Below are 20,534 nucleotides of genomic sequence, written 5' to 3'. Positions count from 1 at the left end.
CATGGATCTTTCGACCTTGATGCCGCAACAGCTGCAGATCGTCAAGACGCTCGACCGTCCGCTGTTTGTCTCGGCGGGCGCCGGTTCGGGCAAGACCTTTACCCTCACGCGCCGCATCGTCTACGCGCTCTCGCCCGAATCCGGCCCGTTCGTCGAGCATCTGGACCAGGTGCTCGCCATTACCTTTACCAAGGATGCCGCGGCCGAGATTCGCGATCGCGTGCGCCGTGCGCTTATCGACGAGGGCATGGACGAGGAAGCGCTGACCGTCGACGACGCGTGGATCTCGACCATTCACGGCATGTGCTCGCGTATCCTGCGCGCACACGCGCTGGAGTTGGGCATCGACCCCGAGTTCACGGTGCTCACCGATACCGACGAGCTCATGGACCAGGCTGTTGAGCATGTGCTGGGTCGCGCGACGGCACCCGATGCCGCCCCCGAGCTCGCGGCATCGCTCAAGGCCCTCTACGCCTGGTATCCCATGGCGGGCGAGGGCGGCCCCTTTGGCGCCGGCACGACCATCAAGGGTCTGGTGCGCGACCTGCTGGAGCTCTCGAGCCAGCTGCCGGGCGGTATGGACGATGTGTGCGTGGCGCGCGGCCAGGCCGATACCTCGGCGCTCGCCGATGCCTATCGATCGGCGCTGGGTGCAAGCAAGGCGGCGACCGAGAAGGCGCAGACGGCGCTCGATGCCATCGACGCGTTCGAGGCGAGCGGCAAGACCATGTCCGATGCGGCGCGACTCATGATGTCGTGCGCCATGCCGCGCGCGAGCAAGGCATTCCCCAAGGAGCAGGTCGAGCTGCTCAAGGCCGAGGCCGCCGATGCATTTATCAATATCGTGCTTGCCTGCGGTGGCCCCGCGCTCGATGCGCTGGTGGGCTTGGCCCGCTCTGTAGAGGCCGAGTATCGCGCGCTGAAGGCTGCCCAGTCCGCCCTCGATAATAACGACCTGCTGCGCATGGCCTACGAGGCCCTGCGCGATTACCCTGCCATTCGTGCTGCGTACGAGGGCCGCTTTAAGATGGTCATGATCGACGAGTTTCAGGATACCGATCAGATGCAGGTCGATCTAATCCGCTACCTGACGGGTGCGGGGGAGCGCGCGCTGTGCACCGTGGGCGATGCGCAGCAGTCGATCTATCGCTTCCGCGGCGCCGAGGTCGAGGTGTTCCGTCGCCAGGAGCGCAAGGTGGGATCGACGGCGGCGTCGGAGACGGTTGCCACGTCCGATGCCCCCGCCGGCGAGCTCGTCAAGCTCGTGCGCAACTTCCGCAGCCACGACGAGGTGCTGCGCTATGTGGCCCGCGTCTTCGACGGCGACGACGGCGGCCTGATGCAGGGCTTTTTGGATCTTGAGGCGAGCGACGGCCGCAAGGACGCGCTGGTGGCGGATGCCTCGCGCCGCCAGGCCCTCTTTGTTGCCGGCGGCAGTACGCAGGAGCGCACACAGGCCAAGGCCCGCGCGATCGCGGAGCGATTCCGCGCGCTTGCCGATGCCGGCCAGCCCCAGGGCGGCATGGTGCTGCTGCTGGGCCGCATGACCAACGCAGACGTCTACGCACAGGCCTTCCGTGACCAGGGGCTCGACTGCGTCATCGCGGGCGGCTCGGTCTTTGCCCAAGCTGCCGAGGTGCAGACGGTGCGCGCCCTGGTTTGTGCCCTCGCCAATCCGGCCGATACGGCGCAGGGTCTTATGCCACTGCTGGCCTCGCCGATGTTTGCACTCGGCGCCCAGGAGTTCCTGGCGCTGGCGACCAAACTCGACGATCAGACGGGCGAGACGTCGCGCCGCAACATCGATGCGGGCATCATGAGCGATTCCGATGTGCCGGGCTTGCAGGGCTTGCCGCTCGTGACGCGTGCCCGCGAGGTGCTGCGCTACGCACTGCGTCGCGTGGGGCGTGATTCGTTCGCCGCCATCGCGCGCGACGCGGTCAATGCCTCCGGCTGGTTCGTGCGCCTGGCGCAGCGCGGCCCCGAGGGCAAGGCCATCGCCGCCAACGTGCTCAAGGCGCTCGATGCCGTGGCCGAGGCGGAGGCCGAGTTCGGTAACTCGCCGCGCTCCATTGCGCTTGCCTTCGATCGCTTCCTGGCGGGCAAGGAGGCCCCGGGCGCCCTCAACGAGGAGGGCGACGGCGCGGTGCGCATCATGACGGTTCATGCCTCCAAGGGTCTGGAATATCCGGTCGTGGCGGTCGCCGAGTGCTTTGGCGTGCGTAAGTCCTCGGGTGCGGCACAGATGGGTCGCGTCGAGGGCGGAGCGCAGGTCGTGGCGCTGCCGGCACGCTTCGACGGCGTTAAACTCTCGGACGGTACGTTCGTAAAGGGCGATGACGTCAAAAAGCAGTTTGAGCATGCGTTTAAGGGCAAGGGCACGTCGCTGTGGCTACCGCCGGAGCTCATGGAGGACGTCTGTGCGACGGGTTCTCCCGCCGAGGCATTTGCTCGCCTGCGCAACGACGACCTGCAGCTTTCGCTCGAGGAGCGGGCCCGTTTGCTCTATGTTGCTATGACCCGTGCGCGCGAGCTGGTGATCTTGGCGATGGATGCCGGCGTGAGCCGTGGCAAGGTGACGGCGCCGATCTTCGATGTCGAGACCGATCTGACCTACGACGTGCTGCGCCGCATTCTGCCGACCGACGCTTTGGACATGCCGCAGCTCGATGCCGACCGCCTGGTATTCGACAACTCCCAGCCGGGCGACTACGAGCTCATTTCGCTTTCGGACTTTACCTTTGGCGAGCAGGCGTTTGAGGCCAACGCTTCGCTGGATGCCGAGGGCAGGCTCGTTCGTGGCGATACCGATGTCGCCGATAATGCTGCGCACTCAACCGTGCCCGGTCCTGCCGACCCCAAGCCCGATTCGTTTGAACTCGTATATCCCCAGGCGGCGGGCGTGCGCATGGGCACGTGTCCGTTCCCGGCGCGTGATTCGTACAGCTATTCGTCGATCGCCGCGGCGCTCCATGCCGAGACGGAAGACCGTGCCGCCGAGGCGCGTGTTCCCATGGACGAGGCGGGCGACGATGCCGAGTCGGATGGCTCGGAGATGGCCGATGCAGACGTGGCTGCTGTCGAGCCCGCCGGCAACCCCATGGCGCTGGGCTCGGCGTTCCATGCCGCCTGCCAGTGGCTCATCGAGATGGGTGCCGATGCGCTGCCTGCTGAGCGTGCCGATGCGCTGACGCGCCTGTGGTGCCTGACGCCGGAGCAGCGCGAGCGTTTTGACGTTGCCCTGAATCGCTGGCTCAGGTCGTCGGTCCGTGCCGAGCTTCTTGCCTGGCCGTGCGTCCGTGCCGAAGTGCCGTTCTTCTCGCTGGGCTGCGAGGACAAGGACATTGCCCGCTTCGGTGCATATGCCGAGGGCGCCATCGATGCGCTGGCGACCGACCCGGCCGATCCGTCACGCGCACTGGTCATCGATTACAAGACGGGTGGCACGCCGGATGAGACACCCGACCAGCTGCTTGAGAAGCACGCCCTGCAGGCGCGCGTCTATTCGGATGTTCTGCATAAGGCGGGCTTTAAGACGGTGACCGTCAAGTTCGTCCGTGTGGAGCAGACGGCCCCAGCTGTCTTAGTCGAGCTCACCGAGCCCCAGGTGGTCACCTACAACCTCTAACCCTCAGATAACGTGCGGTGGAATCCCTCCCGATTCCACTGCAGCTCAGGGGTAGCTAATTTGGGACGGGGCTCTTTTAGCTACCCCCATACATCGGTTGAGATGTATTCCGACCCCGACTCGTTCGCCGTCAGTCAAAGGGTAGCTAAAAAAGCCCCGTCCCAAATTAGCTACCCGTGTGGGTTTGGCTAGGTTCGGGCACTGTCCGTGCCGTGGGGTAAAATCGTTCAGTCAGAACACGAACCCGCATCGGAGCTCATCACATGGCATTCGTCCATCTGCACAACCACACTGTTTTCTCCATGCTCGACGGCGCAACCCGTATCCAGGATATGGTCAACCGTGCCGTAGAGCTGGGCATGCCCGCCGTGGCCATTACCGACCACGGCTACATGTATGGCGTGCCCGATCTGGCGCTGGCCTGCGACGCCGTCAACCACAATACGCCCGAGTACAAAACGTGGAGCCACGACAAGGCCTTCTTGGAAAAGGACCGCCGCGACGAGCTGGTGGAGCCCGATCCCGAGGCAAACCCGCGCGAGCATGCCCAGTATGTGAAGGACATGGCCATGTGGGACGAGAAGGGCAATATCGACGAGCTCAAGCCGCCTCTGGTCATCAAGCCCATCTTTGGCTGCGAGGTCTACTTTACGCCGGACGAGACGCTCGCCCGCGACCACAAACCCGAGCTCTACCACATGATCCTTCTGGCCAAGGACCAGGAGGGCTACGTCAACCTGATGCAAACGGTTTCCGAGGCCGCCGTGCAGGGCTTTTACTACAAGCCGCGCGTGACGCTCGACAACCTGCGCCGCCACGCCAAGGGCATGATCTGCACCAGCGCCTGCATCGCGGGCATCATCCCCAAATACATCGACCGCGGTGACATGGAAGGCGCCATCAAGTGGGCCGAGACCTTCCGTGATACCTTCGAGCCTGGTGACTTCTACATCGAGATCCAGGAACACGGCATCACCACCGATAACGGCCTGACCGACGAGCAGATGGACCGCACGCTCATTGATATCGCCAAACAGGTGGGCGTCAAGGTCATCGCCACCAACGACTTCCACTACCTGCGCCGCGAGGACGCGCCCGTGCAGGACGTCATCATGTGCATCGGCATGAACGCCAAGGTCGACGACCCCAACCGCATGCGCATGACCGGCTCGGAGTTTTACATGAAGACCGAGGAGGAGATGCGGGCGATGTTCCCGTATTGCCCCGAGGCCTGCGACAACACGCTCGAGATCGCCGACAAGTGCTACGTTGAGCTGGACTGGGACTCCATCATCCTGCCGCGCTTTCCGCTGCTCGATCCCGGCGAGACGCACGAGAGCCAGTTCCGCCGCGAGTGCGAGAAAGGCCTGCGCCAGCACTACGGTGACGACTGGGCCACGCGCGAGATCGGTGGCGTCAACATCAAAGAGCGCTTTGAGTACGAATACAAGGTCATTTGCGACAAGGGCTTTGCCGCCTACTTTTTGATCGTCGCCGAGTACGTGCAATGGGCCAAGGACAACGGCATCGGCGTCGGCCCCGGCCGTGGCTCGGCCGCCGGCGCTATCGTCGCCTACGCCATGAACATCACCGCGTTCGACCCGCTCGAGAACGGTCTGATGTTCGAGAGGTTCCTGTCCCCGCAGCGTACCGAGATGCCCGATATCGATATGGACTTCGACGACGAGCGGCGTCTCGAGGTCGTGGAGCACGTTCGCCAGCTCTACGGTCCCGAGAAGGTCACCCACGTCATCACCTACTCGACCATTAAGGCCAAGCAGGCCATCAACGACGCCGCGCGCGTCCTGGACTACCCGGTCTACATGGGCCAGCGCCTGTCCAAGATGGTCTCGAGCGACCCCAAGGTCAAGCTCAAGCAGGTGCTCGAAAAACAACCCGGCAAAGAGGACCTGTTTAACCCCGACTTTGCCGAGGCCTATAAAAAGGACGACGACGCCCGCCGCATCATCGACACGGCGCTCTCGATTGAGGGCCTCACCCGTGGCGAGGGCGTGCATGCGTGCGCCGTTCTGATCTGCCGCGACCCCGTCAACGAGCACGTGCCCACCAAGCTCGACACCAAGGGCGGTGTCGAGATTACCCAGTACGAGGGCCATACCGTTGCCGACATGGGCCTGCTCAAGATGGACTTCTTGGGCCTGCGTACGCTGACGGTTATCTCCAAGGCCAAGGCAAACATCAAAAAGAACTTCGGCATCGACATCAAAGAGGAAGAGATTCCCTTTGACGATCCCGAGATCTTTAAGCTCATGGGCTCCGGCCACACCGCCGGCGTCTTCCAGGTCGAGTCCGCCGGCATGACGGCCACGATCAAGAACATGAAGCCCACCGAGTACAAGCACGTCGTGGCATTGATCGCCCTGTACCGCCCGGGCCCGCTGGGCGCCGGCATGGTTTCGTCCTACATCAACCGTATGAACGGCAAGGAGCCGGCCGTCTCCTACGACGACCGTCTGGACGACATCTTGGGCGAAACCTACGGCACCATGGTCTACCAGGAGCAGGTTATGCTCATCTCCGTCGAGATGTGCGGCTTCTCCAAGGGCGAATCGGACTCGCGTATCCGTAAGCCCGTGGCTAAGAAGAAGATCAAGCTGCTCACGTCGACGGTGCTCCACTGGGAGGATGGCTCGGACGAGACCACCTACGACCACTGGATGAACGGCGCCATCAAGAACAACTACACGCGCGAGGTCGCCCAGAAGATTTGGGACGATGTTCTCGAGTTCGCGTCCTACGCCTTTAACAAGTCGCACTCCGCCGGCTACGCCATCTTGGTTATGCAGACGGCGTGGCTCAAGGCGCACTATCCGCACGAGTACATGGCGGCCGTCCTGACGTCCTATACGGGCAAGACCGACAAGATCGTGCACTACGTCTCGGCATGCCGTCACGACGGCATCCCTGTGCTTTCGCCAGATGTCAACGAGTCCGGTACCGAGTTCACGGCTACCAAGGAAGGTGTGCGCTTTGGTCTGGCCGGCATCCGCGGCGTGGGCACCGGCGTGGCGCAGGCGATTATCGCCGAGCGCGAGGCGGGCGGTCCGTTTAAGACGCTGCATGATTTTGTCGAGCGCGTGGACTCGAGCCAGGCCAACCGTCGCGTGATCGAATCGCTCATCAAGGCAGGTGCCTTCGACTCCACGGGGTATCCGCGTCGTCAGATGATGCACTTTGTGGACAAGAACAACCCCGAGAACATCATCGATGCCGCGGCAAAGCGCCAGAAGGATCGCGCGAGCGGCCAGACGTCGTTCTTCGACATGTTTGGCGACGTTGAGGGCTCGGGCTTTGAGGTGAGCGTACCCGATCCGGATGGCCAGGAGTGGGACCGCCACCTTAAGCTGAGCCAGGAGAAGGAGGTTCTGGGCATCTATGTCTCGGACCACCCGCTGCGCCCGTTTGAGTATGCGCTCAGCAAAGCGCGCGACTTCTCGTTTTCGCAGATCGACACCGGCTACGAGGTGCAAAACCCCACGGGCGGCACCATCAACCAGGAGATTCCCGAGGGCAAGGCGCTGTGGTGGGCCGGTATGGTCTCGAGCGTGTCCAAGCGCGTGACCAAAAACGGCGACCCCATGGGCATCGTGCAGCTCGAGGACATGGAAGGCGAGGCCACGGTCGTGGTGTTCCCCAAGACCTTCAAGGAGGCCGAGGGGTATCTGTACGGCGAGGTCGACCCCGAGACCGGCGCGCAGCTGTCCGACGCGTTTGTGCGCATTAAGGGCAAGCTCGAGCGCTCGGACCGCGGCGACCAGATCATCGCGCAGGAGATCGTGCCGCTTGAGCTCAACGAGGAGAACAACAAGCCCAAGGTGTTTGAGGTCATGGTGCCCAACAGCCGCTTTAGCCAGGGCAACATGGCGCGTCTTGCCACGGTGCTCACCGCCAACCCGGGCGGCGACCGCGTAGAGATCTTTATCGAGCAGGCGGACGGGCGCGTGCTGCGTGCCGAGGTACCTGCTAAGGTCAACGCACGCTCGATTCCGCTGTTGGCCGAGGCCAAGGCCATCGTGGGTAACCAAGGCAGAGTGACGGTGATCTAAGGACGCCGTTGGCGGGGTAGCTAATTTGGGACGGGGCTTTTTTAGCTACCCTTTGGCTGACGGCGAATGAGTCGGGGTCGGAACACATCTCAACCGACATATGGGGGTAGCTAAAATAGCCCCGTCCCAAATTAGCTACCCCGGGTGAGATTGGAGGAAGCGATGGCGCAGGGGACGTTTGTGCAGGCGCTTCGTAAGGAGGCGGCGCTCAGCAGTACCTTTATGAAGGGGCGTTCGCTCATGCTCAACGGCGCCGTGCTGTCGTTTGAGGACTCCGGCTCGCGCTTCTCCAAAAACGTGAATATCGAGGGTACGGTGCGTGGTTCGCGCGGCGACCTGTATAAGACGCACGTGGCGCTCGATATGGACGAGCACGAGGTTGTCGATTACGACTGCGATTGCCCCGCCGCCTTCCGCTATTCCGGCATGTGCAAGCACGCCATCGCCACGGCGTTGGCGTATCTGGATGCCAGCGGCGCCGAGCCCGTCGAGGGTTTGCGCACGCCGGTCCGCACGTTTACGGTGTCGCCCGCACAGTCCAAGCAGCCCACACGCTCCGCGCCCAGCGCATCTGCGGTCAACCCCAACTTTCCCTTCCCGGCGCCCGTGCCCACGAGCCCGAGCCTTGTGGCAGCGCTTTCCGATCTTTCGGACGCGCGCATGGATAAACTCGTGGCCATGCGCCGCAAGCTCGCTGGCACCATTGACCCCGATGCGCCCAAAGCAGTGCTGGAGCCCTCGCTGGTGCCGTACTACAATCCGCTGTTTGCCGATCGCTTTAGCTGGGCGCTTGAGTTTCGCATCCGCTGCGGATCGGTGTCCTACGTGGTTAAGGATATCGACGGCATGGCCGATGCCTATGTGCGCGGCGGTACGTTCTCCTATGGCAAGAAGCTTACGTTCCTTCATGCGCCCGAGGCTTTCGATGATGTATCGGCAAAGCTGCTCGACTTTGTTGCAATGACGGTCGCCTACCTAGGCGATATTACGAGCTCGCGCTCGGCATCGTACGACTTTGCCCGCAGCGGTTTTGTCGCCGAGCGTCAGTTGCCGGTATCCGAGTATTCCATCGTGTCCGTGCTGGACCTGCTGCGTGGCAGGACCATGTCCTTTGAACCTGCTTGGTCGCGGGGGACGACGACGCACCGCGCCTACGAGATGACGGTCGAGTCGTTGCCGGAAGGGGAGAACGAAGTCCCGGCTAAGCGCCCGCCGCTGATTGCTGCCAAGATTGTGCCGGCAGCCGGGGGCAGCTACGACTTGCGCCTTCCGGCCGATACGTACTGCTTTGCCTCGGGCGACGTCGCCTATCTGGTCGATACGCGCCGCGCGCGCCGTACCGACACGGCGTTTGCCCAACATGCCGCGCCGTTCCTATCGCACTTGTTGCCCTGCCGCACACCGGTCCATATCGCCGCCGACCAGGTGGGTGAGTTTTGCCGCATGGCGCTGCCTATCTTGCGCGACTACACCGACCTTACCGCGCCCGCTGCGCTCGATACCGTGGCGCCCGAGCCGAGCTTTGCCATGGCGATCGGCGTCGACGATGGCCTTGTGACCTGCAAAATTACGGTTACCTACGGCGATTGGTCGGCAGATCTCTTTAGCATGGGCGCTCCGGGCAGCCCCTTCGAAGAGCAGCGCCCGGGCGTGCCGCCGCGCGACGAGGTGGCAGAGTTTCGCGTTATGGATACGGCGGCCCTGTATTTCGACTTTTACGAGGGTGGCCTGGCGTTTGAGGAACGCGATGACGAGAGCCTGTTCCACTTGCTGACTGAGGGCCTGTCTGCCCTGTCCGAGCTGGGCGAGGTCATGCTCAGCGACCGCCTGCGCCAGATCTCGGTCCGCCCTGCGCCCAAGCTTTCGGTGCGCGCCACCGTCAAGAGTAACCTGCTCGACGTCGAACTGGGCGCGAGCGGCCTTTCGGCGGCAGACCTTGCCATCTACCTCGATTCCTACAAGCGTCACCAGACGTTTGCTCGTCTCACATCGGGCGACATCATTCGCCTGGACGAGGGAGCCCGCGCCGCGTTTGGCCTTGCCGAGGATCTGGGGGTCGATGCTGTCGACCTGCTCGACGGCGTGTCGCTTCCCGCGTCGAGTACCCTGTTCGTCGACAGCATGCTTGCGCGCACGTCCGCGCTCGAAGCCGATCGCGACGCTGCATTCCGTCGCACCGTCGAGCGCCTGGACACGCTCGGCAAGATGGACTTTACGGTGCCGGCCTCGCTCAAGGCCACGCTGCGTGGCTACCAGGTCGATGGCTACCAGTGGCTCGGTTCGCTCGAACACCTGGGCCTTGGCGGCATCTTGGCCGACGACATGGGCCTGGGCAAAACGCTCCAGATGATCGCGCATATCCTGGCGCGCGTGGAGGCGGGGGACGCTAAGCCCACGCTTGTGGTGTGCCCTGCGTCGCTCGTGTACAACTGGACTGCCGAGCTGGAGCGCTTTGCCCCGTCGATTGATGTGTGCGCCATTGTGGGCACCAAGGCCCAGCGTCGCGTGCAAATTGCCGGCGTGGCCGAGCATAACGTGGTCGTGACGTCGTATGACCTCATGCGCCGCGATATCGACGAGTACGTCGAGCAGGACTTTGCCCGCGTGGTGCTGGATGAAGCCCAGTACATTAAAAACCCGCTCACGCAGGTGGCTCGCGCCGCAAAGCGTCTGCCGGCCGGTGTGCGCTTTGCCCTGACGGGTACGCCCATCGAAAACCGCTTGTCCGAGCTCTGGAGCATCTTCGACTTTTTGATGCCGGGCCTGCTCGGCACGCGCGAGTCGTTTGCCAAGCGCTTCGAAAGCCCGGTCGAGCACGCCGAGGGTGACAGCGCCGCTCGCCTACAGGCGCTCGTGTCGCCGTTTGTGCTGCGCCGCGTCAAGGAAGACGTGGTGGCCGACCTGCCCGAGAAGATCGAGGATACGGTGATGGCGCAACTCACCGGCGAGCAGCGCAAGCTCTACCTGGCCAACCAGGACCGCATTGCCCAGCAAGTGCAGCACCGCGAGGCCGGGGAGTTCAAAAAAGATAAGCTCAAGGTACTTGCCGAGCTCACCAAGCTGCGCCAGATCTGCTGTGATCCTCATCTGCATTACGCGGACTACAAGGCCGGAAGCGCCAAGCTCGATACGTGTATGGAGCTCGTCCACGGCGCGCTCGACGGCGGTCATCGCATCTTGCTGTTCAGCCAGTTTACGGGCATGCTCGATATCATCGGCAAGCGCCTGGCCAAGGAGGATATCGCCTTCCTTAAGCTTACGGGCGCATCGTCTAAAGAGAGCCGCGCCAAGATGGTTGCGCAGTTCCAAGCGGGCGAGGTGCCGGTGTTCTTGATTTCGCTCAAGGCGGGCGGCGTGGGCCTTAATTTGACGGCTGCCGACGTGGTCATCCACTACGACCCGTGGTGGAACGTGGCGGCGCAGGACCAGGCGACCGACCGCGCCCACCGCATTGGCCAGCAGCACACCGTGACCGTGTACAAGCTCATCGCCAAGGACACGATCGAGGAACGCATCATGCAGATGCAGGAGTCCAAGCGCGACCTGGTCAACAGTGTGCTCGGCGGCGATGGCATCTCGTCGGCGCTGTTTACCCGCGAGGATGTTCTGGCGCTGCTCGGTGGCGACGGTCGCTAGCTGCGCGCGGGATGGGGCTGCCGGGCTGGGCCAGGTCGCCGGTTCGTCCTGGCCCGACCGCTTGCCTCACCCGTTATGTGTTCATTTGCAATGCCATGGATGGTTCGGCGCTCTTTGGGCATAAGAACTAACGAGAACATTGGCACATCAGCAAAGGAGAACATCATGGCGAAATTCTTTAAAGACTCCGACGGCAAGCTCGTTGCCGCTCTTGGCGACGACGTTGCGTCCCCTGCCGGCTGCACGGAGCTGACGGCAAACACCGAGGATGCGGCGCACGAGAAGCACGTGCCTGTTGTCGAGATCGAGCGCGACGGCCACGTCATTCGCGCGCGCGTGGGCTCGACGGAGCACCCCATGCTGCCCGAGCACTACATCGAATGGATCGCGCTTGAGGCCGAGGGCCGCCTGGAGGTCCATTACCTTGAGCCCGGCATGAAGCCCGCGACGTTTTTCGCTGGCGGCTCCAAGACCGGTACCGTCTATGCCTACTGCAACCTGCATGGGCTGTGGTCCGCGACGTTCTAGGAGCGCGCCCCCGCTCGGGGTATCATAGCTAGCATATGCACATGCAAGCGCCGGCTGCATTATGCGGCCGGCGCTTTTACTACGGTTTCGATGGTTTACGACGGAAAGGGCTGGGCCATGAAGCTCGCGCTTGCACAGATCGATATGCGCCTGGGTGATATTGAGGGCATTTGCGGTCGCATCGAGGACCAGGCTCGTCTGGCCCACGAGCGCGGGGCGCGCGTGCTGTGCGTCCCGGCTCCGCTCTTTATGGGTGCTCTGCCCGGCGGCCTGATGGGTACTGCCGACTTTGAGCACGACATGCTGACAGGCCTGACCGGTGTTGCCGAGCGTATCCAAGAGCTCGATATGATCTGCATCGTGCCCGCGGCGGTTTCGTTTGAGGGCCAGCCGCTGCTCGACTACATGATGCTCAAGGACGGTCGTGTGGTGCCGGCGCGATCGAGCATTGCCCTGCAGCGTGGCGAGAACAACGACACGCGTTGGGCGCCGCCGGTGTTCGACGTGGACGGCGTGCGCATCGCCGTGATTTTTGACTTGGACCGCGAACTCGAGATGTTGCCGACCGGTGTTGACCTCATTGCGTATTTCCAATTCAACGCGTTTGACATGACCGACCGCGAGACTGCCGCCATCGCCGCCGTTCGCAGCGGTGCCTACCGCAAGATCGCATCTAAGCGCAGCGTGTGGTTTGCCTGCATGGCGCCGGTCGGTGCGTACGACGAGTCGGTATATACCGGCGGTTCGTTTGTGCTCGACGACTGCGGTCGCGTGGTGGCCCAGGCGCCGTGTTTTGAGGAGAGCCTGCTGGTTCAGGAGATTCAGCGCGGCGTGATGCTCGATGCCCTGGAAGATCACGAACTGCCCGAGTTTCGTTCCGAGGAGTGGCTGTGGCAGGCGCTGGTGCTCGCCGTGCGCGACAATGCCCGCGCTCGCGGCGCGTCGCGTGCTGTGGTGGCACTCGAGGGTGACTTGCCGTCGTCCCTGCTGGCAGCACTTGCCGTTGACGCTCTGGGCCCGCGTAATGTGATTGGCCTTGTGCTGGGGCGCAACCGTATCTTTACGCCTGCTCAGGAAGAGGCCGAGGCTGCCCGCTGTGTCGCCGTCCGCGCGATTGCCGAGCGCCTGCACATTCGCACCGTCGAGCGCGATGCACCGGATGCGGCGCGTGTGCTCGATCGCGACGTGTCGGCGGGCGATGCCGAGCGTCTGCGCTCGCGTGCGCTGGGCCTGATGCTCGAGGATACGGCGCTCGAGCTGGGCGCCATGGCGTTGAGCCCGCTCTCCAAGACCGAGTACGCGCTAGCGGCACCCGCACTGTCCGGCGGCTACCAGGGCGACTTTGCGCCCTTTGGCGATGTGTACCTGTCGACGCTTGAGTTTGTGGCGCGCGTGCGCAACCGCACGTCTGCCGTGGTGCCCCAAGAGCTCGTGACGCTCAACGCGGTGGAAGATTGTATGGAGCGAGTGCTGGCGCAGGCGCTCTCGACGCTCGACGGTCCGGTCGATATGCTCGACCGCGCGGCACAGCTGCTCGGCGGGCTTGAGCCGGGTGAGGTCGATGGCGCGCTCGAGGCGCACGTGGACCGCAATCGATCTTTCGACGACATCCCGATGGCCGCTGGCAAGCCTGAGGCCTGCTCGCTGCTGCTGATGCTCGTTCGACAGGGTGAGGCTGCCCGTCGCATGTTGCCGACGGCGCCGATCGTTTCGGCCCGTTCGTTTGCCGAGCGCGCTTGGCCGTACATGCTTGCGTGGTCCGATTTGGGGCTCAACGGCAAGGAGCGCATGACGGTTGATTCACTGGCGCGCGCCGAAGTGCGCCGCTTTGCCGATAGCGATACGGGCGATCGCATACGCGGTGAGATGATGGGTCTGTTGGGTGAGCTGTTGGGTATTTCGCCCGAGCAGATGGAGGAGCTGCGCTCTGAGGACGGTCAGCGTCGTTTGCACGAGGGAATGAAAAAGTTCGAGGGCGAGGTCCAGGACGCCATCGAAAGGATGATGGGCGGCCAGGGCGGACCGCAGGGCGGGCCCCAGGGTACGCCGATGCCACATCCGCCGGTGGATCCCCGTCAGTTTCCTTTTTTCTCGCAGAACTAAACTGGGGATAGGATTCGCTCCCAACCCCGATGCTTTAGCTAAGCATCTTGGCCCTGTTGTGTTATTCTAGAACAGACGTTCGTGAATAGTGCGTGGGGCCTTGCCTCGCGCTGCGCTTGTGGCGAGGGGAGGTTGGCTTGGTTATCTTGGGTATCGACCCTGGTTTGGCCCATACGGGGTGGGGGATTATCGAGGAACGACGTGGCGAGGTTCGCTGTCGTGCCTATGGCTGCATCGAGACCAGTGCTGGAAGTCCGCTCGCGGTGCGCCTGTCGCATATCGCCCGCGACCTTAAGGGCGTTGTCGAACGCTATCGTCCCGATACCGCTGCTATCGAGAGCATCTACTTTGGCGCTAACGTTCGTTCGGCCATCCCCACGGCGCATGCCCGCGGCGCTGCGCTTGTGGCGCTTTCGGAATGCGCGCTCGAGATTGGCGAATACACGCCTATGCAGATTAAGCAGGCTGTTGTGGGCACCGGCGCCGCAGATAAGCGACAGGTCGCCTACATGGTTCGTACGCTTACGCAGCTCGATCACGACCCGCACCCCGACCATGCCGCCGATGCCCTGGCCTGCGCCATCTGCCACGTTAACCTCAGCCGCACCCGAGCGCTTACCGGCGGCGAGTTCTATCAACAGAGAGGAACCGGATACTGATGATCTCCCAGCTCCACGGAACGCTTGTCGAGGCCACGATGAGCTCTGCTGTCGTCGATGTGTCGGGCGTGGGCTTTGAGCTCGGCATCTCGGGCAGCACTGCGGCCACGTTGCCGACGCCCGGCGGCGAGGTCCGCCTCTACACGCGCATGCAGGTGCGCGAGGACGCCATGACGCTCTTTGGTTTTGCCTCCAAGGACGAGCGCACGATGTTCGACCGGCTCGTGTCCGTCTCGGGCGTTGGTCCGCGCTTGGCGCTCGCCGTGCTTTCCACCTATACCGTGGGGCAGCTGTATTCGCTGGTGATGGCCGAGGACGACAAGGGCATGGCCAAGGTACCCGGTGTGGGTAAAAAGACAGCTCAGCGCCTCATTCTGGAGCTCAAGAGTACCTTTGCCAAGGATAAGGGCTTTGTGCCGGTCGACGTGATTCCCGGACAGGTTGCGATGCCCGTGCCCGCTGCCGCTCCCTCGGCCATCGATGATGCCCGCGCGGCACTCCTTTCCATGGGCTTTAGCCCGCAGGAGGCCGATGTCGCTCTGAGCGGGTATGATGGGCAGGATATGCGTGTCGAGGATCTGCTCGGCGCGGCGCTTAAGCGACTCGGAATGGATGCGTGATGTGGGAAGCCGATGACTCTCAGGACCTGTGGGCGACGCCCGGCAACTCGCCGGCGGTATCCATGGCGCATGGCGAGCGCATGGTGGGCTCGGAGCTGACGCCCGAGGACCTCGATGTCGACCGTACCCTGCGTCCCCAGCACCTGGACGACTACTGCGGTCAGGAGCATATCAAGCAGAGCCTTCGCGTGCTGATCGAGGCGGCGCAGAGCCGTGGCGAGACGCTCGACCACGTGATCTTCTCGGGCCCTCCGGGTCTGGGCAAGACCACGCTGGCCACCGTTATCGCCAACGAGCTGGGCGCTCAGATTAAGACGACGAGTGGCCCGGCCATCGCGCGCACCGGCGACCTGGCGGCCATCCTTACCAACTTACAGCCGGGTGACGTGCTGTTTATCGACGAGATCCACCGTCTCAACCGTTCGGTGGAGGAAGTCCTGTATCCCGCGATGGAGGACTTTGCGCTCGATATCGTGATTGGCAAAGGTCCGGCGGCGCGCTCGATTCGCCTGGATATCCCCAAGTTTACGCTGGTGGCGGCAACGACCCGCTCGGGTATGCTGACCGGCCCGCTGCGCGACCGTTTTGGTATTTCGTATCGCCTGGACTACTACACGGTCGAGGAGCTTGCCCAGATCGTGACGCGCTCGGCAACCATTTTGGGCGTGACAATAGACCATCCGAGCGCGCTCGAGATCGGCTCACGCTCGCGTGGTACGCCGCGTCTTGCCAACCGCTTGCTCAAGCGCGTGCGCGATTACGCCCAGGTGCGCGGCAACGGTCCTATTGAGCTTGATATCTGCCGTCAGGCGCTCGAGTTCTTTGAGATTGATGAGCTTGGTCTGGACTGGATGGACATTCGCATCTTGGAGACGCTCGCCAAGACGTTCTCCGGCCGTGCCGTGGGCCTGACGACCCTTGCCAGCGCGGTGGGCGAGGATCCGGGTACGCTCGAAGATGTCTACGAACCCTACCTGTTGCAGTGCGGGTTGATGATTCGCACGCCGCAGGGCCGTCAGGCAACCCTTCGCACCTTTGAGCACTTGGGGATTGAACCTACCGTTTAGGGGCGGGTTTGTTTTGGCGGGCTGTTAGGCTATCGCTGGACATTGGATAAACATATCGCCGTTCATCGGTTACGGGTGTTTTACTATTGCGCGCCCGTGCTATGCTGAATTGGTCTTTTTCTCATCCGGTAACGAAAGGACCGCCCATGCCTACTGACATCGAAATCGCACGTTCTGTTACGCCGCTGCCTATTACCGAGGTGGCCAAGAACGCCGGCGTCGACGTTAAGCACCTGATTCCGTACGGCTTCGACAAGGCAAAGGTCGACTATTCTCTGCTCAACGAGCCAACTGATCACCAGGCCAAGCTTGTCCTTGTGACCGCTATTAATCCCACGCCTGCGGGCGAGGGCAAGACCACCACGACCATCGGTCTGGCCGACGGTCTGCGTCGTCGCGGCGTCAAGAGCGCCGTTGCCCTGCGCGAGCCTTCGCTCGGTCCCGTCTTTGGCGTCAAGGGCGGTGCCGCCGGCGGCGGCTGGGCCCAGGTCATCCCCATGGAGGACATCAACCTGCACTTTACCGGTGACTTCCATGCTATCGGTGCCGCCAACAACCTGCTGGCAGCCATGCTCGACAACCATATTCAGCAGGGCAACCAGCTCGGCATCGATGTTAAGCGCATCACCTGGAAGCGCGTCGTCGACATGAACGACCGTCAACTGCGCCATGTTATCGATGGCATTGGCGGCAAGGCCCAGGGCGTGCCGCGCGAGGACGGCTTCGATATCACCGTTGCCTCCGAGGTCATGGCAATCCTGTGCCTGTCCACGAGCATCAACGATCTTAAGGAGCGCTTGGGCGAGATCGTTGTCGGCTACAGCTATGCCGGCGAGCCCGTCCGCGCCCGCGATCTTAAGGCCCAGGGCGCCATGGCCGCGCTGCTTAAGGATGCGCTCAAGCCCAACCTGGTGCAGACGCTCGAGGGCACGCCCGCGTTTGTCCACGGCGGCCCCTTCGCCAATATCGCCCACGGCTGCAACTCCATCATGGCCACCCGCATGGCCATGCGTTTTGGCGATGTTGCGATTACCGAGGCCGGCTTTGGCGCCGACCTTGGTGCCGAGAAGTTCCTGGACATCAAGTGCCGCATGACGGGCGTTCGACCCAGTGCTGTCGTGGTTGTCGCCACCGCCCGCGCGCTTAAGTACAACGGCGGTGTTGCCAAGGCCGACCTCAACGACGAGAACCTCGAGGCCCTTAAGGCCGGCATGCCCAACCTGCTGCGCCACGTCGACAACATCCAGAACGTCTATGGTCTTCCCTGCGTGGTCGCCATCAACCGCTTCCCGACGGACACCGAGGCCGAACTTGCGCTCATCGAGTCCGAGTGCCAGAAGCTCGGCGTCAACGTTAAGCTGTCCGAGGTTTGGGCCAAGGGCGGCGAGGGTGCGCTCGACCTGGCCGATGAGGTCATGCGCCTGATTGAGCAGCCGAGCGAGCTCAAGTTTGCCTACGAGGACGGTGCCGATGTGGCCGACGCCCTGGAGGCCGTTGCCACCAAGGTCTACCGCGCCGATGGCGTCGACTTTACGCCGGCTGCCAAGCGCCAGCTCGCCGAGCTGCGCGAGAACGGCTTTGGTAACCTGCCGGTGTGCGTCGCCAAGACCCAGTACAGCTTTAGCGATAACGCCAAGGCTCTGGGCGCGCCCGAGGGCTTCCGCATCACCGTGCGCGAGCTCAAGGTTTCCGCCGGTGCCCACTTTGTGGTCGCGCTGACCGGCAGCGTTCTGACCATGCCGGGCCTGCCCAAGGTTCCCGCGGCAGAGAACATCGACGTCGACAACGACGGCAACATCACCGGCCTGTTCTAAGCCTGCTGCTCATAGCCGCTTGCCCGCCCCGCCGTGCCTACCAAGGCCCGGCGGGGCTTTTTCCTTCGTCCCCAAGGGATCATTTTTTGCGGCGGCAATGTTGCGCAACAAGAATGGGGATTTCTCTCGTACGGTGTAGTTGGAAGAACTGCGCGGGCGCATTGCGGCTGCGGCGAGAGACGGGAGATGTGATGTATTGCACCAAGTGTGGAGCTCAAATACCCGACGGCTCCACGTTTTGCACGAGCTGCGGGGCTCGCGTGGGTGGCACCGAGGACCAAGCGGAGCCCGTGGCGTTTCCGATGGAGGACGCGCCGGCTTCCGCTCCTGCGGGGCAGCACGCTCCTCAGGGTATCTCGGCTCATATGGCGGCGCAGCCTCGTTATGAGGAGCCTATGACCGAGCCTGCCGAGGCTTCTCGGGCGTTTGTCCCGACGCCGCAGCCAAAGAAATCCAAGCACAAGGGCCGTATCGTCGCGGCCGTTATCGGCGGTGTTGCCGTTGTCGCCATTGTTGCCGCTATCGTGATCGTGCCGCGTATTGGCGCGTCGTCCGAGGTGACTTCGGGCGGCAAGGGCTATGTTGTCTGCGCGTGCGAGACTAAAGTGCTGCCCAAGAACAGCAAGGGTAAAAAGCTCAAGAGCTATACCGTCGAGCTGGCGCCGGTGTCCGGCAAGGGCAAGAGCTACACCATCAAGGTCGATGGCGAGGACGGCTTTGCCATGGAAGATTTTGGCGAGCTGCCCGATCAGAAGTACCAGATGACCATCACCTCGGGTAAGGGCAAAAAGAAGAGCACGACAACCATGAAGGTCGACTATACCAAGGAAGGTTCGGACGCCCCCAAGAATGTCGAGCTCACGCAGTCCAAAAAGGAGGCCAAAGCCTCTGCCAAGGCGGCGGTCAAGACGGCAAACGAGCTGTTCACCGATAAGATTCTCGAGTACCAAAAGAAGTACGGCGAGGGCGAGGCTGTCGGGTTCGATGAATATGCGTATGGAGCCCAGGGTGTTGCTTACGCCAAGCTCATTGACTTTGATGGCGATGGTCAAGATGAGCTGCTGATTGAGTATTCCGATGAACCGGTGGACCGTGGGGATAACGCAGCCGCTGCGCATCTTGAGGTCTGGGCGTATAAGAATGGCGAGATTGAGAAGGTCTACACGCCAGAGGTAAACGTATCTCATCAGGAGGCGTGTGTGTCTGTCTGGCTTGATGAATACGAGGGCAAGATTGGTTTTTCGCAGTGGTATGACCATGGGACAGCAATTAAACAAAGCAATCTCTCTGGCGAAAGTGGTCCTTCTGCTCACGAATACCAAGTTAAATTCATTGGCTACGACGGCAAGTCATTCAAAGCCATGACCGACCTTGTTGCCCCGAATGAAGTCGGTTCTGCCTCTTTGGGCGGTTTTGGTTTCTTATATGCCGACGAGAGCTCGGTTAACAGCACCATTGGTACGGTCGCCACGACGCTGGAGCAGCTGAAGTCGAAGGACGCTGGCGATGATGTGCAGGTGGGCTACGAGGCCGTTTCTGCCACGCAGGATGTTGACTTTACGGCTGCGGTTGGCGAAGGCCCGCTGAATCCGTCCCCCGATGACACGTGCCAGATCACGGCAACGTGGACCTATCCCCAGGTGAAGGGCCAGGGCGTTGGTGTCGCCAAGTTTAACAAGGATATGGTCCAGCTCGTTGCGGATACGCTCGATGCGAGCAAGCAGGCCTCGATGGATGACGAGGACAGCCGCGTGACCATGATGTACACCGCCGAGATCGTCTCGATCGATGGCGATATTGCCTGTGTGCGCACGTTTACCGACAGCTATCAGCCTCCGTATCGATCGGAGCGAGTGACAAGGTCGGCGTTCTACAACCTCAAGACGGGTGAGCAGGTTTCGCTCGAGGACTCGCTTGCGCAGCACGGGCTCTCGTTCGATACCCTCAAGAGTGAGGCCAAGCAGGCAATTAAGACGGCAAAGCCGGATATGGACTCTGTGTCTGAAGACAACATCGACGATGACAATAACTACACCGAGGACCATTTCTACTACGACGGCAAGGGCTATATCGTTGTCCTCGATACTGGTGAGTTTGACTGCATGGCATGGGATACGCACGACTTGGTTGCGCACGCATTCGACTCGAGCTATTCCAGTGGTCAGGACGTGACGCCCGAGCGAGCCAGGGCTACGTACGTACCCAATGAGTAAGGTGGACCGCGAGGGATAAATTGAACAGTCCCCGGTGGCGCAAAACGCAGCGCCGCCGGGGACTTTTTGATGCAAATTGGCTCCGAGACAAGCTGTCTGGGCCAGCCGCGCCACGAAAAGCGCCCATCTACTACGTTTGCCAGGGTTGGACCGACCATGGAGCGTTTTTTAACAATCCGGCAAGACGTTTACCTGCGGT

General features: G+C 62.4%; 10 protein-coding genes. All 10 read left to right on the top strand.

From position 1 onward, the window contains the following. Position 1: 1 nt before the first annotated feature. The gene (locus ACQRAP_RS00615) at positions 2–3,628 is read left to right on the top strand and encodes a UvrD-helicase domain-containing protein (protein WP_427794643.1); all 3,627 of its coding nucleotides are present in this window, start codon (positions 2–4) and stop codon (positions 3,626–3,628) included. 263 nt (positions 3,629–3,891) lie between these two features. Continuing rightward, the gene (gene dnaE / locus ACQRAP_RS00610) at positions 3,892–7,695 is read left to right on the top strand and encodes a DNA polymerase III subunit alpha (protein WP_427727452.1); all 3,804 of its coding nucleotides are present in this window, start codon (positions 3,892–3,894) and stop codon (positions 7,693–7,695) included. 162 nt (positions 7,696–7,857) lie between these two features. Further along, on the top strand, positions 7,858–11,331 hold the full coding sequence (locus ACQRAP_RS00605; protein ID WP_427794642.1) for an SNF2-related protein: 3,474 nt from the start codon (positions 7,858–7,860) through the stop codon (positions 11,329–11,331). A gap of 165 nt (positions 11,332–11,496) precedes the next feature. Continuing rightward, a complete protein-coding gene (locus ACQRAP_RS00600; protein WP_427727454.1) occupies positions 11,497–11,859 on the top strand; it encodes a desulfoferrodoxin family protein in 363 nt (120 codons plus the stop codon). A gap of 117 nt (positions 11,860–11,976) precedes the next feature. Beyond that, the gene (locus ACQRAP_RS00595) at positions 11,977–13,962 is read left to right on the top strand and encodes a hypothetical protein (protein WP_427794641.1); all 1,986 of its coding nucleotides are present in this window, start codon (positions 11,977–11,979) and stop codon (positions 13,960–13,962) included. Positions 13,963–14,099: 137 nt separating this feature from the next. Next, entirely contained in the window at positions 14,100–14,621 is a 522-nt protein-coding gene (ruvC, locus tag ACQRAP_RS00590) for a crossover junction endodeoxyribonuclease RuvC (RefSeq protein WP_035137351.1), read from the top strand. After that, positions 14,621–15,241, top strand: a complete 621-nt coding sequence (gene ruvA / locus ACQRAP_RS00585; protein WP_427793317.1) for a Holliday junction branch migration protein RuvA — start codon at positions 14,621–14,623, stop codon at positions 15,239–15,241. Before ruvC ends, ruvA begins: the two co-directional genes overlap by 1 nt. Further along, positions 15,241–16,308, top strand: coding sequence for a Holliday junction branch migration DNA helicase RuvB (ruvB, locus tag ACQRAP_RS00580; protein ID WP_427794640.1), 1,068 nt, complete (start codon positions 15,241–15,243; stop codon positions 16,306–16,308). Before ruvA ends, ruvB begins: the two co-directional genes overlap by 1 nt. A gap of 146 nt (positions 16,309–16,454) precedes the next feature. Then, the gene (locus ACQRAP_RS00575; RefSeq protein ID WP_427794639.1) at positions 16,455–18,122 is read left to right on the top strand and encodes a formate--tetrahydrofolate ligase; all 1,668 of its coding nucleotides are present in this window, start codon (positions 16,455–16,457) and stop codon (positions 18,120–18,122) included. A gap of 191 nt (positions 18,123–18,313) precedes the next feature. Beyond that, positions 18,314–20,335 (top strand): zinc-ribbon domain-containing protein, encoded by a 2,022-nt coding sequence (locus tag ACQRAP_RS00570; RefSeq protein ID WP_427794638.1) that lies wholly within the window; start codon positions 18,314–18,316, stop codon positions 20,333–20,335. The last annotated feature ends 199 nt before the right edge of the window (positions 20,336–20,534 follow it).

The sequence above is a fragment of the Collinsella sp. SGI.180 genome (assembly GCF_050313455.1).
Taxonomy (GTDB): domain Bacteria; phylum Actinomycetota; class Coriobacteriia; order Coriobacteriales; family Coriobacteriaceae; genus Collinsella.
This window is presented reverse-complemented; position numbering and strand designations above follow the sequence as displayed.

Bases quoted from the DNA above. Each gene is read 5' to 3' on its own strand.
- ACQRAP_RS00615 (WP_427794643.1), top strand. From the start codon at position 2: ATGGATCTTTCGACCTTGATGCCGCAACAGCTGCAGATCGTCAAGACG.
- dnaE (WP_427727452.1), top strand. From the start codon at position 3,892: ATGGCATTCGTCCATCTGCACAACCACACTGTTTTCTCCATGCTCGAC.
- ACQRAP_RS00605 (WP_427794642.1), top strand. From the start codon at position 7,858: ATGGCGCAGGGGACGTTTGTGCAGGCGCTTCGTAAGGAGGCGGCGCTC.
- ACQRAP_RS00600 (WP_427727454.1), top strand. From the start codon at position 11,497: ATGGCGAAATTCTTTAAAGACTCCGACGGCAAGCTCGTTGCCGCTCTT.
- ACQRAP_RS00595 (WP_427794641.1), top strand. From the start codon at position 11,977: ATGAAGCTCGCGCTTGCACAGATCGATATGCGCCTGGGTGATATTGAG.
- ruvA (WP_427793317.1), top strand. From the start codon at position 14,621: ATGATCTCCCAGCTCCACGGAACGCTTGTCGAGGCCACGATGAGCTCT.
- ruvB (WP_427794640.1), top strand. From the start codon at position 15,241: ATGTGGGAAGCCGATGACTCTCAGGACCTGTGGGCGACGCCCGGCAAC.
- ACQRAP_RS00575 (WP_427794639.1), top strand. From the start codon at position 16,455: ATGCCTACTGACATCGAAATCGCACGTTCTGTTACGCCGCTGCCTATT.
- ACQRAP_RS00570 (WP_427794638.1), top strand. From the start codon at position 18,314: ATGTATTGCACCAAGTGTGGAGCTCAAATACCCGACGGCTCCACGTTT.